Raw genomic sequence first — 12428 nt, 5'->3', positions numbered from 1 at the left:
TTTGCTTGTTTAATTAGTTAACAGGCACAGTGTCAGCTTTGTGACTGTTGTTCTGTTTTTGATTTTGTGCCCAATAATTCAATATGAATGATTATAAGTGGAGTTTGTTATGCAACAAATGAGCAGTATTTTACTTGGAAGTAGTAGTAAAACAGCCAATGCACAAGTAGCTGGTGCTATGGAAGATACTGTTCAAAGTACTGATAACAAGTCATTTTTGTCAGTATTTAATCAAGCTTCACAATCCGAATTAGATAAAACCCAAATCGCCGTAAAAGCTGAAGTGACTAACGAAAACAACGGAGAGTCACAAACTGAAGAGGCTGATGTTGAGCTTATTTTTGCTCAAATAGGGCTAGCTGAAAACTTTGATAAAAATGCAGAGGCCGAACAAAGTGGCAAAGACTTGCCGTTAGAAGCTGATGCTTCAAAAGAAAGCCTCTTACAAGCTGATACTGAATTGGTATTAATTGATGAGACCCAGCACTCAACAGATAAAGTACTTTTAAATAGCGAATTACCTATCAATGACTTATCTAATGATACAGACTTGGATTCTGCTACCTTTTTAAATTCGCTCTCTACAGAGCAAGTTAGCGCCCTAAGTCAATTTTCTTCGATGAGTGAGGCCGAACTCGCAGCATTAAATCCTGCAGAGCTGAATAAATTAATCAGTAATTTTAATCAGCAGCAAACCGCAAATAACGGTTTAACTTTACCGCTAATGGGGCTGGCTGAGTCGAATGGTCAAAGGGTTGTAAACTCAGCAGTTCAAAATCTTAACTCCGAATCAAATTCAGCTGAACTTAAAGCTGCCGCTAGTGGATTAAGAGGCACTGACAAAGTCGCTAACGCCTCGAATGTTTCTGCTGCACAAGCGACAAATGCTGAAAAAGTCGCTGCAGAGAATAAAGCTATTTCAGATTCGAAAAAGTTAGATATTAATAATACAGATAAAGAAACTACATCAATTAATCTGACGAAAGCAGAAATTAATGTCTCTTTAGATAAGCCTACTTCAAAAGTGGCTTTCAATAATGCCCTGCTTAGCTCAGCAAAAGATAGTGCTACAAATAGTGCTATTAATACGGGGTCGACTAATATGAGTTCGATTAATATAAGTTCGTTGGATTCAATGAAAGACAGTGAATCGATAGATGTTAAGGCATTACAAAACCAAAGTAGCTTTACGCCTCAGCACAAGAGTGATGTACCTCAATTTCAACTTTCATTACGTCAAGGCACTGAATCTGCAGTACAAATGCAAGATATGATTCAAAAATTTGCGCCAGTGATGAAACAGCAGCTTATCACTATGGTGGGGCAAGGAGTGCAGCACGCTGAAATTCGCCTTGATCCGGCTGAATTAGGGCATATGGTGGTAAAAATTCAAGTTAATGGCGAACAAACTCAAGTACAATTCCAAGTCGCCCAGACTCAAACCAAAGACTTAATCGAACAAGCTATTCCTAAACTTCGTGAAATGCTCGCAGAGGAAGGGTTACAACTTGCAGATAGTCATGTTTCTCAAGATGGTGAGAACCAGAAAAGATCTGAATATGATGAGCAAAATAGTACTGGCGATAGTATGTTGGATGAAATAGCAGCACAAGAGCTCGACATTGCCACAAAACATACAAAGAGTAGCAACTCAGCTATAGATTATTACGCCTAAGTCGGTAATCTATAGCCACCAAGTTAAAGACAGTCAACGCCATGTGATATTCATAACCAAAATATCACCAAGTGGCAACAGAGAATGGAATGAATGATGGCTGAAGAAGAATCGTTAGAGTTAACAACAGAAAACCAACCTAAAAGTAAGAAAAAGCTCATTATCTTTATTGTGATTGGCGTCGTCCTTGTTGCGTTAATTGCTGGAGCAGCTTTATTTTTCATGGGCGGTGATGATGAGTCGATTCCTGCAACACCAGGTACGTCTGCTTCAACTGAAACAGTCGTTGATGAGTCTAAAAAAGGCAAAGCAAATTATGTAGGTATGCCAAGACCATTTTTGTTCAACCTTCCGGGAGTGGATCGAGCTCGTTTAGTGGAAATTAAAGTGCAATTGATGGTGCGCGGTGATGATGGTCAAACAGCAAAAATGCATATTCCATTAATTGAAGATGCACTGTTAACCACTTTTAGTGCGGCTGATGTACAAAAGTTAAGTACACAAGCTGGTAAAGATGAGTTAAGACAACTGGCGCTGCTAAATGTGCAAAACACATTGCAGCCTGTAGCAGGCCAAAAAGTAGTTGAGAAAGTGCTATTTACTGGCTTTGTAATGCAATAACGCCAGTGAATAAGACAAGGTGATGACGTGAGTGATTTATTAAGCCAAGACGAAATTGATGCTCTATTGCACGGGGTTGATGATGTCGATGAAGATGACATTAACGAAAGTGACGATGCTCGTGTATATGATTTCTCATCTCAAGATAGAATCGTTCGTGGCCGGATGCCGACGCTTGAAATTGTCAACGAACGTTTTGCTCGCCACTTAAGAATCAGCATGTTCAATATGATGCGCCGGGCTGCAGAAGTGTCAATTAACGGCGTACAAATGCTTAAATTCGGCGAGTATGTTCATACCTTGTTCGTTCCCACAAGTTTGAATATGGTGCGTTTTAGTCCACTTAAAGGGACTGCGCTTATCACTATGGAAGCGCGTTTAGTGTTTATCTTAGTTGATAACTTTTTTGGTGGGGATGGTCGCTTTCATGCAAAAATCGAAGGTCGCGAATTTACACCTACAGAACGACGCATCGTTCAATTACTGCTAAAAATCATATTTGAAGATTACAAAGACGCTTGGGCGCCAGTGATGGATGTTGAGTTTGAATATTTAGACTCAGAAGTTAACCCCGCTATGGCCAATATTGTCAGTCCAACTGAAGTGGTCGTGATTAACTCTTTTCATATTGAAGTTGATGGCGGTGGAGGTGATTTCCATATCACTATGCCTTACTCGATGATTGAGCCTATTCGTGAACTGCTTGATGCAGGTGTTCAAAGTGATAAGCAAGATACTGATATGCGTTGGGGCCAAGCCTTACGTGACGAGATTATGGATGTTCAAGTGGGTATTGATGCCAATATCATCGAACATGAAGTCACACTGCGTGATGTAATGGAGTTTAAAGCGGGGGATGTGATCCCTATTGAACTGCCTGAACACATCATGATGCGAATAGAAGATTTACCGACTTATCGATGTAAATTGGGTAAATCGAGAGACAATTTAGCGTTGAAGATCAGTGAGAAAATTCCTCGCCCAGAAACGGCTAAATCAGAATTACAATTGATTACACGCAAACAAGGTAAAGCGCGTGATATTTCAGAATTATAAGGTGACGTAAATGAGTGATGATACTGACGATTGGGCTGCAGCAATGGCTGAGCAAGCACTTGAAGAAGCGAATGTAGCTGAACAAGTTGAACTTGATGAACTCGTCGATGAGTCTGCGCCAATTTCACAAGAAGAAGCAGATAAACTTGATAGCATCATGGATATTCCTGTCACTATTTCTATGGAAGTTGGGCGCAGTTTTATTAGTATCCGCAATCTACTTCAATTGAACCAAGGTTCGGTGGTCGAACTAGATAGGGTTGCTGGCGAACCACTTGATGTTATGGTCAATGGAACCTTGATTGCTCATGGTGAAGTGGTTGTGGTCAATGATAAATTTGGTATTCGGTTAACTGATGTGATCAGCCAAACTGAACGAATCAAAAAGTTAAAGTAGTTTATATTTAAATTTAGTCTGTAAGGATTTTTCTGTGCTAAATGCAGTTAGTTTATTCATGGTGACAAGCTCTGCTATTACCGAAGCCGTTAGTTCAGAGCCTGCAAGCTCAGAAGTCGCTATTCGCGGCGCAGAAACATCCAATATTGCCGCATTATCAAGCATGATGGGCGGACTGATACTGGTTATCGCAATCATTTTTGTATTGGCTTATATCGTCAAAAAACTGAACTTAGTTCAGTCAAATCAAGGTGTCATTAAAACAGTTGCTATGACGCCTTTAGGTCAAAAAGAAAAGCTGGTGTTAGTGGAGTTAGAGGGGCAACAATATTTACTCGGTGTTACTGCCCAGCAAGTTAATCTTATCGAAAAACTCGATTCGACTGTTAATGTTGAAACCAGCTCATTTGCCAGTCGATTAAAACAAGCTAAACAACAAGCAAAAGAACAGGCTAAGGAATAGCAATAATGAAGAAGTGGATAGTATTAGCCATTTTTGCAGCTGCTTTTTTTACTCCATTAAGTTTTGCTGAAGATGGAATATTAAAAGCTGTTACAGTCTCTACTGGCGCTGACGGTAGTACTGAATATTCAGTAACGATGCAAATATTGCTATTGATGACTGCGATGAGCTTTATCCCTGCGATGGTGATAATGCTAACATCATTTACGCGGATTATCGTTGTGCTATCTATCTTACGTCAAGCATTAGGTTTACAACAAACTCCTTCAAATCAAGTGCTTATTGGTATAAGTATGTTCATGACATTCTTTATTATGGCGCCGGTATTCGATCAAATTTATGATCGGGCCGTGGAGCCATATATAAACGAATCACTGACGATGCAACAAGCCTATGAAGTGGGTAAAGAGCCGCTTCGCGCATTCATGTTATCGCAGGTAAGAACGACAGATTTAGAAACTTTCATTGAGATTTCGGGTTACACCAACATCGCTTCACCAGAACAAGCACCGATGAGTGTTTTAGTTCCAGCTTTTATTACCAGTGAATTAAAAACAGCTTTCCAAATTGGGTTTATGCTTTTCGTGCCATTTTTAGTATTAGATTTAGTGGTGGCGAGTATTTTGATGGCTATGGGTATGATGATGTTATCGCCTATGATTGTTTCATTACCGTTTAAGATTATGCTGTTTGTACTCGTCGATGGTTGGGGATTAGTGATGGGAACACTCGCAAACAGTTTCGGTACATAGGGAGCGCTACAGATGTCACCTGAGTCACTGATTGATATTTTTCGTGAAGCGCTATCTGTAATTGTATTGATTGTGTCAGCCATTATTCTGCCAGGTCTTTTTGTTGGCTTGATTGTGGCCGTCTTCCAAGCTGCGACATCGATTAACGAGCAAACCTTAAGTTTCTTACCTAGATTGTTAATGACATTGTTCTCATTGATGTTTCTAGGACACTGGCTAGTACAAACCATGATGGATTTTTTTTATACCATTGTTAATATGATCCCACAAGTGATAGGCTAGCCTGTGGAGATTTTATTTGAAGAAATCAGCCGTACTATAGCTGCCTATGTATGGCCGTTATTCAGAATATCTTCAATGCTAATGGTGATGGCAGTATTTGGTGCCAATACCACTCCCGCAAGAATTCGATTATTTTTATCTGTCGCTATAACTGTCGCTGTCGCCCCTGTACTTCCTGCATTTGTTGAACCTGTAGAGCTATTCTCCCTCAGTGCAGTATTTATATCTGCCCAGCAAATTTTAATTGGCACGGCCATGGGTTTTGTCACTATTTTAGTGATGCAAACGTTTGTTCTCACAGGTCAAATCATAGGTATGCAAACCAGTCTGGGTTTTGCTTCTATGGTTGATCCGGGCTCTGGCCAACAAACTCCTGTGGTAGGTAATTTCTTTTTACTTCTAGCAACGCTGATTTTCTTGGCTGTTGATGGACATTTATTAATGTTCAAGATGCTGGTGGCAAGTTTTGACACTATTCCTATTTCAAATCAGGGTTTTAGTATCACAAACTATCGCAGGCTTGCTGAGTTTGGTAGTTATATGTTTGGCGCGGCATTAACCATGTCTATATCGGCTATCGTGGCGTTACTGCTCATTAATCTATCATTTGGTGTGATGACCCGTGCATCGCCGCAATTGAATATTTTTGCTATTGGCTTTCCAGTGACTATGGTCAGTGGATTGTTAATTCTCTGGCTCACACTTGGCCCCATCATGTCCCATTTTGATGAGGTATGGCTTCAAGGCCAATTATTGATGTGTGATATTTTGCAACTGACCTGTCAAATTGACGGTTCGATAACTCAGTAGGTTACTGATGGCAGAAGATACAGGCCAAGAACGCACAGAGGACCCCACCGCCAAGCGACTGCAACAGTCGCGTGAAAAAGGACAGGTGGCACGATCTAAAGAATTAGGTACTGCTGCGGTATTATTAGCTTCAGCCGTTGGCTTTGCGATTGTTGGCCCTAACCTTGCTCGAAGCCTACACAATGTTATGACCCAAATGCTAACCATGGAGCGGGATCAAATTTTTGATACCAGCTCAATGTTTCGTGTTTGGGGAGTTATTGGCAATGAGTTAGCTTTCCCTCTAATTAGCTTTATTGCTTTTCTCGCCCTTATTGCTTTTATTGGTAATATTATTTTAGGGGGAATCACTTTTTCCGTTAAAGCATTTATGCCTAAAGGCAGCAAAATGAACCCTGCTAAAGGGTTTAAGAGAATGTTTGGTACTCAAGCCTTGGTAGAGCTGACTAAAGGGATTGCAAAATTTCTGGTAGTCGCTGTATCTGCTTACTTTTTATTAAGCTTTTACTTCTATGACATCATGACTCTATCGACAGATCATTTACCGGGTAACGTATATCATGCACTAGAACTATTGGTGTGGATGTTCATCATATTATGTTCTTCCATGTTACTTATTGTGGTTATTGATGTGCCATTTCAAATATGGAATCACAATAAACAGCTGAAAATGACCAAGCAAGAAGTGAAAGATGAATACAAAGACACGGAAGGTAAGCCTGAAGTAAAAGGCCGGATCAGGCAGATGCAGCATGAAATGGCGAATAAACGTATGATGTCAGAAGTGCCAAATGCGGATGTGATTGTAGTGAATCCCGAGCATTACGCTGTGGCAGTTAAGTATGATGTCAGTCAATCTGCAGCACCGTTTTTAATTGCAAAAGGAATTGATGATGTTGCTTTTAAAATTAGAGAAATAGCCAGAGAACATGAAGTACCGATCGTATCGGCACCGCCTTTAGCGCGAGCGATATACCATACAACTAAAATTGAGCAGCAAGTTCCCGAAGGTTTGTTTACCGCTGTTGCACAAATTTTGGCTTATGTTTTTCAGTTAAAACAATATCAAAAAGGTAAAGGCAAGCGCCCTAAAGCCATACCTATAAACCAACCTATACCAGATGATTTAAAACATTAATTGTCTATAAATCCCTCACTCAGTTTTAGTTCGCCTTTAATAATATTCTTTTGGCTTAGTAATTGCATTTTACTGTCGTCGGCGTCAAGAATATTACTATAAAGGTTTTTTACTGATGGATGTAAAAGCAGCATTAGGTCAAGTTAAGCAAGTTAGGTTTAGTACTTTTAAAGGCGTAGGTACGCCATTATTAGTGCTTGCTGCCTTAGGTATGGTGGTATTGCCCATGCCTGCTTTTCTTTTGGATATTCTGTTTTCATTCAATATCGCTTTAGCCTTAGTTGTACTACTCGTCGCCATCTATTCTGATAGACCGCTAGATTTTGCTGCATTCCCCAGTGTGCTTCTGGTCGCGACGTTACTGCGTTTAGCCCTTAACGTCGCGTCTACTCGTATAGTTTTGTTAGAAGGACATAACGGTGGCGATGCCGCCGGTAAAGTCATTGAAGCTTTTGGCTCCGTAGTGATCGGCGGCAACTATGCTGTGGGCTTAGTCGTTTTCCTCATTTTAATCATTATTAACTTTGCTGTAGTGACCAAAGGTGCTGGTCGCATCTCTGAAGTGAGTGCTCGATTTACGCTTGATGCTATGCCTGGCAAACAAATGGCGATTGATGCCGATTTGAACGCCGGAACATTAACCCAAGATCAAGCTCGAGTTCGCCGAGCTGAAGTCACTAAAGAAGCTGATTTTTACGGTGCAATGGATGGAGCTTCTAAATTTGTAAAAGGTGATGCCATTGCTGGGATCATGATTCTGGTGATTAATATTCTAGGTGGTTTTGTCATTGGTATGGTGCAGCATGGGCTAGATTTTTCCAGCGCAGTTGAAATTTATACCTTACTGACCATTGGTGATGGATTAGTTGCACAAATTCCTGGTTTACTATTATCCATAGCTGCTGCACTGATGGTGACTCGTCAGAATGAGTCAGGTGATATGGGCGGCATGATGATAAGCCAAATGTTTGTTAGCCATAAATCTATGGCGATAGCATCAGGTGTGTTGTTCATTATGGGCATCGTGCCTGGTATGCCTCATTTTGCTTTCTTAACTTTTGCTGTGATCACTGGCGTTGCTGCTTACATGATTTATAAGCGTAACAACGACAATAAAACCGCAGCGCTTGAACAAGCGGTTAAGAACCCTGCTGAAGTCAAGGATACGGAGCCAAAAGAGCTTAGCTGGGAAGACGTTCAACATGTTGACACTATTGGTCTTGAAGTGGGTTACCGCTTAATTCCTTTGGTAGATAAAAGCCAAGGCGGTGAATTACTAGGCCGTATTAAAGGTGTACGTAAGAAGTTATCTCAAGAATTAGGTTTCTTAGTTCCAGCTGTTCATATTCGAGACAATCTAGATTTATCACCCAACTGTTACCGGATTTCCTTGATGGGGGTTGTGGTTGGAGAGGCTGAAGTGAGGCATGATTGTGAGCTAGCCATTAATCCAGGCCAAGTATACGGTAAGCTGGATGGTATTGAGACTACCGACCCTGCATTTAGTCTAGAGGCTGTTTGGATTGCGCCAGAGCAGCGCGAACACGCGCAGACCTTAGGTTATACCGTGGTAGATACAGCAACAGTTGTTGCAACCCATATTAGTCAGCTACTGACGAACAACGCAGCTAAGTTACTGGGTTATGAAGAAGTGCAGCAGCTAATGGATATGTTAGGTAAGAATTCTCCTAAGCTCATAGATGGCTTTATTCCTGACATTATGCCGTTAGGCTCAGTGGTTAAAGTGATGCAAAACCTTCTAAATGAAGGTGTTTCTATCCGCGATTTACGCACAATCGTGCAAACCCTGTTAGAATACGGTACAAAGAGTAATGATACAGAAGTATTAACTGCAGCTGTGCGTATTGCATTAAAACGAATGATTGTTCAAGAGATATCTGGACCGGAATTAGAAATCCCTGTCATAACATTGGCACCAGAGTTGGAACAGATGTTGCACAAGTCTATGCAAGCGACAGGCGGAGAAGGGCCAAATATCGAACCAGGCCTTGCAGAACGCATGCAGAAGTCATTATTAGACGCTTCTCAGAAGCAAGAAATGGTTGGTCAGCCAGCCATTTTATTGACATCAGGCATGCTAAGGTCAACGCTGTCACGATTTGTTAAATATACTATCCCGAATTTACGGGTTATTTCTTACCAAGAAATACCTGATGAAAAGCAAATACGCATAGTATCTGCAGTAGGGCAATAGCGATGACTATCTGTTTGAAAGAGGTGTGTAGTGAAGATTAAACGATTTTTTGCCAAAGACATGCGTTCAGCGTTAGCTCAAGTGAAAGAGACCTTGGGCTCTGATGCAGTGATTATGTCTAATAAAAAAGTAACGGGTGGTATAGAAATCGTTGCGGCTGTTGACTACGACGAGCCTAAAGCAGATGTTGCTGTTAACTCACCCGTTCCAGGATTTATGAATGTCAGCGATGACCAAGTCTCTATTGGGCAGAGTAAGCCTACAGTAAAGGCGCAAACTAAAGTCAGTCCGCCACCGGCAGCAGATTCTTTACAAGCATTGCTTGAGAAGCAACATAACCGTTTGCAGCAACAGATTTCACAGCGAGTTGAAGAACCTGAGTTACCAGATTGGGCGAAACAATTACAAGATACCAAAGCTGCTAAAGTTGAGCCTAAAGTGCAGCAACCGCAATTTGAGCAGCCAAGAAGTGCTAATAAAAACCCGTCTGCTGAAATGGAAGCAATGCGAGAAGAAATGGCATCACTGCGTGGCTTATTGACTCATCAAGTGTCATCGTTGATGAAAGACCAAAAAAAGCGTACCGATCCTGTAGGGGCTATGCTTGAAAGTAAGTTAATCAATGCTGAGTTTTCACCAGCAGTAGCGGCTAAGTTAGCAGGACTAAGTCAACAATATACGCCAGCTGATTTAGTGAGGGCATTGCCGCAAAGTTTAGCTAATTTATTAGATAATCAAGGTGATGATATTGTTCGAACGGGTGGCGTGGTTGCTTTTGTAGGGCCGACGGGTGTTGGCAAGACCACATCATTGGCTAAATTAGCCGCAAGATTTGCAGCACATCATGGCCCTGAACAGGTTGCACTGATCACAACAGATCATTATCGTATTGGAGCCTATGAGCAATTGGCAACTTATGGCAAAATAATGGGATGTCCAGTAAAACAAGCTCATGATCTTGCTGAATTAGAACAAATTCTTTATCAGTTTAAGAATCGTAAGTTAGTATTAATAGATACAGCTGGGATGGGGCAACGTGATATGCGCCTATATCAGCAGTTAGATGATTTAATGGCTAACACAAGAATACCGATTAGAAGCTATCTAGTGATGTCGGCAACCTCGCAAAGAAGAGTATTGCAAGATGCTGTGGAGCATTTTAAAAGAATCCCGCTTTCAGGGGTGATTTTAACTAAACTAGATGAATCCGTCTCGATTGCCGGCGCATTAAGTGTATTGATTCAAAATGGGTTACCATTAAGCTATATAACAGATGGTCAACGTGTTCCAGAAGATATGCAAGTTGCTGATACACTTATGCTTGCAAAGCAAGCGTTAGCAGCATTGAACGACACAAAACCTCAAACGTCACATGACACTGCGTGGTCAAATGACATGGCCTATGCATTCGAGTAAAAATATGACCAGAGATCAAGCAAGTGGTTTACGTATGATGAATCAACCAAATAACGAAAAAGTAAAAGTAATTGCAGTCAGTGGTGGTAAAGGCGGCGTGGGTAAAACCAGCGTGTCAATTAATACAGCTGTTGCTCTTGCTGAAAAAGGTAAACGAGTATTAGTGCTCGATGCCGATTTAGGCTTAGCCAATGTCGATGTGATGTTAGGTATTCGAGCCGAACGCAACTTATCTCATGTATTATCTGGTGAAGCAGAATTAGACGATATTATTGTCCGTGGTCCTAAAGGTATAGGCATTGTGCCTGCCACTTCAGGTACACAAGCGATGGTTGAACTGACTCAAGCTCAACATGTTGGTTTAATCCGTGCCTTCAGCGAAATGAAAACACAGTTTGATATTTTAATTGTTGATACCGCTGCTGGTATCTCCGATATGGTATTGAGTTTTTCTCGTGCATCACAAGATGTACTCATTGTTGTTTGTGATGAACCGACATCAATTACCGATGCTTATGCGTTAATTAAAATCCTCAGCCGTGAGCACGGCGTGTTTCGTTTCAAAATTGTTGCGAATATGGTCAGAAGTTTGCGCGAGGGCATGGAATTATTTGCCAAACTCAGTAAAGTGACCGATAGATTTTTAGATGTTGCTTTAGAGCTGGTCGCGACCGTTCCATTTGACGAAAACTTGCGTAAGTCTGTGCGCAAACAAAAGTTAGTCATTGAAGCTTTCCCTAAATCTCCTGCGGCAATTGCTTATCACGGTTTAGCCAATAAAATTATGAGCTGGCCAGTTCCGCAGCAACCTGGCGGGCACCTTGAATTCTTTGTTGAACGTTTAGTTCAGCGTAAAGAGACACAAGAGGATTCGACGAGTGAATAAAGCCGCAGCGTATACTCAGTTTGATAATAAAACTTCAATTGTTGAACAGTATGCTCCGTTGGTAAAAAGAATTGCACATCATATGCTAGCAAGGCTGCCAGCATCAGTGCAGTTAGATGACTTATTACAAGCAGGGATGATGGGGTTATTGGAAGCATCATCGAAATTTGATGGCAGCAAAGGTGCTAAGTTTGAGACTTTTGCTGGTATTCGAATTCGTGGCTCTATGATTGATGAAATCCGTCGCGGTGATTGGGTTCCTCGTTCTGTACATCGTAATCAGCGCCGAGTCGCGCAGGTGATTGATGAATTAGGGCAAGAGCTTGGTCGAGACGCTAAAGATACTGAAATTGCAGAGAAATTAGAGATGACTCTTGAAGAGTATCATCATATTCTAAATGATGTTTCAGTCGGTAAAATCATAGGTATTGAAGATCTTGGTGTTTCAGAAGACGTCATTGTAACTGAAGAAATAACCCATGATGAAAGCTTTGATTCGCTCGCTGAAATGCAATTTAAATCTGCATTATCTGAAGCAATTACCACATTACCCGAAAGAGATGCGTTAGTTTTGTCGCTATACTATGACGAAGCATTAAATTTAAAAGAAATCGGTGCCATTCTTGAGGTCAGTGAGTCGCGTGTTAGCCAGATATTAAGTCAGGCAATGCTGCGTCTTAAAGGCAAACTCAAGCATTGGACACAGGTATAATTATT

Annotated in this window: 13 protein-coding genes; all 13 read left to right on the top strand. The window is 41.1% G+C overall.

All coding sequences use genetic code 11. The features are described 5' to 3' along the window. The first annotated feature begins 109 nt into the window (after positions 1–109). The 13 genes from L2735_RS06935 (at position 110) to L2735_RS06875 (ending at position 12423) form a co-directional block, all read left to right on the top strand. Positions 110–1675, top strand: a complete 1566-nt coding sequence (locus L2735_RS06935; RefSeq protein ID WP_248984012.1) for a flagellar hook-length control protein FliK — start codon at positions 110–112, stop codon at positions 1673–1675. A gap of 96 nt (positions 1676–1771) precedes the next feature. Then, positions 1772–2296, top strand: a complete 525-nt coding sequence (gene fliL, locus L2735_RS06930) for a flagellar basal body-associated protein FliL (protein ID WP_248984011.1) — start codon at positions 1772–1774, stop codon at positions 2294–2296. Positions 2297–2323: 27 nt separating this feature from the next. Further along, positions 2324–3352, top strand: coding sequence for a flagellar motor switch protein FliM (fliM, locus tag L2735_RS06925; protein WP_248984010.1), 1029 nt, complete (start codon positions 2324–2326; stop codon positions 3350–3352). A 10-nt stretch (positions 3353–3362) separates the two neighbouring features. Further along, entirely contained in the window at positions 3363–3749 is a 387-nt protein-coding gene (gene fliN / locus L2735_RS06920; protein ID WP_248984009.1) for a flagellar motor switch protein FliN, read from the top strand. Positions 3750–3807: 58 nt separating this feature from the next. After that, the gene (gene fliO, locus L2735_RS06915) at positions 3808–4212 is read left to right on the top strand and encodes a flagellar biosynthetic protein FliO (protein WP_283104568.1); all 405 of its coding nucleotides are present in this window, start codon (positions 3808–3810) and stop codon (positions 4210–4212) included. A gap of 5 nt (positions 4213–4217) precedes the next feature. Next, positions 4218–4964 carry a flagellar type III secretion system pore protein FliP gene (gene fliP, locus L2735_RS06910; RefSeq protein ID WP_248984007.1) on the top strand — a complete coding sequence of 249 codons (747 nt, stop codon included), beginning with the start codon at positions 4218–4220 and terminating at the stop codon, positions 4962–4964. Between the two features lie 12 nt (positions 4965–4976). Then, positions 4977–5246 (top strand): flagellar biosynthesis protein FliQ, encoded by a 270-nt coding sequence (gene fliQ, locus L2735_RS06905; protein ID WP_153913901.1) that lies wholly within the window; start codon positions 4977–4979, stop codon positions 5244–5246. A gap of 3 nt (positions 5247–5249) precedes the next feature. Next, entirely contained in the window at positions 5250–6056 is an 807-nt protein-coding gene (gene fliR / locus L2735_RS06900) for a flagellar biosynthetic protein FliR (protein WP_248984006.1), read from the top strand. Between the two features lie 7 nt (positions 6057–6063). After that, entirely contained in the window at positions 6064–7194 is a 1131-nt protein-coding gene (flhB, locus tag L2735_RS06895; protein WP_248984005.1) for a flagellar biosynthesis protein FlhB, read from the top strand. A gap of 115 nt (positions 7195–7309) precedes the next feature. After that, positions 7310–9409 (top strand): flagellar biosynthesis protein FlhA, encoded by a 2100-nt coding sequence (gene flhA / locus L2735_RS06890; RefSeq protein ID WP_248984004.1) that lies wholly within the window; start codon positions 7310–7312, stop codon positions 9407–9409. Between the two features lie 30 nt (positions 9410–9439). Beyond that, positions 9440–10825 carry a flagellar biosynthesis GTPase FlhF gene (gene flhF, locus L2735_RS06885; RefSeq protein ID WP_248984003.1) on the top strand — a complete coding sequence of 462 codons (1386 nt, stop codon included), beginning with the start codon at positions 9440–9442 and terminating at the stop codon, positions 10823–10825. Positions 10826–10829: 4 nt separating this feature from the next. After that, positions 10830–11711 carry a MinD/ParA family protein gene (locus tag L2735_RS06880; protein WP_153913896.1) on the top strand — a complete coding sequence of 294 codons (882 nt, stop codon included), beginning with the start codon at positions 10830–10832 and terminating at the stop codon, positions 11709–11711. Beyond that, positions 11704–12423: an RNA polymerase sigma factor FliA gene (locus L2735_RS06875; protein ID WP_248984002.1), complete on the top strand. Its 720-nt coding sequence runs from the start codon at positions 11704–11706 to the stop codon at positions 12421–12423. Before L2735_RS06880 ends, L2735_RS06875 begins: the two co-directional genes overlap by 8 nt. Positions 12424–12428: the final 5 nt, after the last annotated feature.

Origin of the sequence: Shewanella olleyana, from assembly GCF_023283825.1 — a bacterium.
In the GTDB taxonomy this organism is placed as follows: domain Bacteria; phylum Pseudomonadota; class Gammaproteobacteria; order Enterobacterales; family Shewanellaceae; genus Shewanella; species Shewanella olleyana.
The sequence above is the reverse complement of the archived record's forward strand: the minus strand, read 5'-3'. Positions and strand labels throughout refer to the sequence as shown.

Coding starts and splice junctions, on each gene's coding strand:
- flhA (WP_248984004.1), top strand. CDS start 7,310: ATGGATGTAAAAGCAGCATTAGGTCAAGTTAAGCAAGTTAGGTTTAGT.
- fliO (WP_283104568.1), top strand. CDS start 3,808: ATGGTGACAAGCTCTGCTATTACCGAAGCCGTTAGTTCAGAGCCTGCA.
- fliP (WP_248984007.1), top strand. CDS start 4,218: ATGAAGAAGTGGATAGTATTAGCCATTTTTGCAGCTGCTTTTTTTACT.
- fliQ (WP_153913901.1), top strand. CDS start 4,977: ATGTCACCTGAGTCACTGATTGATATTTTTCGTGAAGCGCTATCTGTA.
- fliL (WP_248984011.1), top strand. CDS start 1,772: ATGGCTGAAGAAGAATCGTTAGAGTTAACAACAGAAAACCAACCTAAA.
- L2735_RS06935 (WP_248984012.1), top strand. CDS start 110: ATGCAACAAATGAGCAGTATTTTACTTGGAAGTAGTAGTAAAACAGCC.
- L2735_RS06880 (WP_153913896.1), top strand. CDS start 10,830: ATGACCAGAGATCAAGCAAGTGGTTTACGTATGATGAATCAACCAAAT.
- flhB (WP_248984005.1), top strand. CDS start 6,064: ATGGCAGAAGATACAGGCCAAGAACGCACAGAGGACCCCACCGCCAAG.
- fliN (WP_248984009.1), top strand. CDS start 3,363: ATGAGTGATGATACTGACGATTGGGCTGCAGCAATGGCTGAGCAAGCA.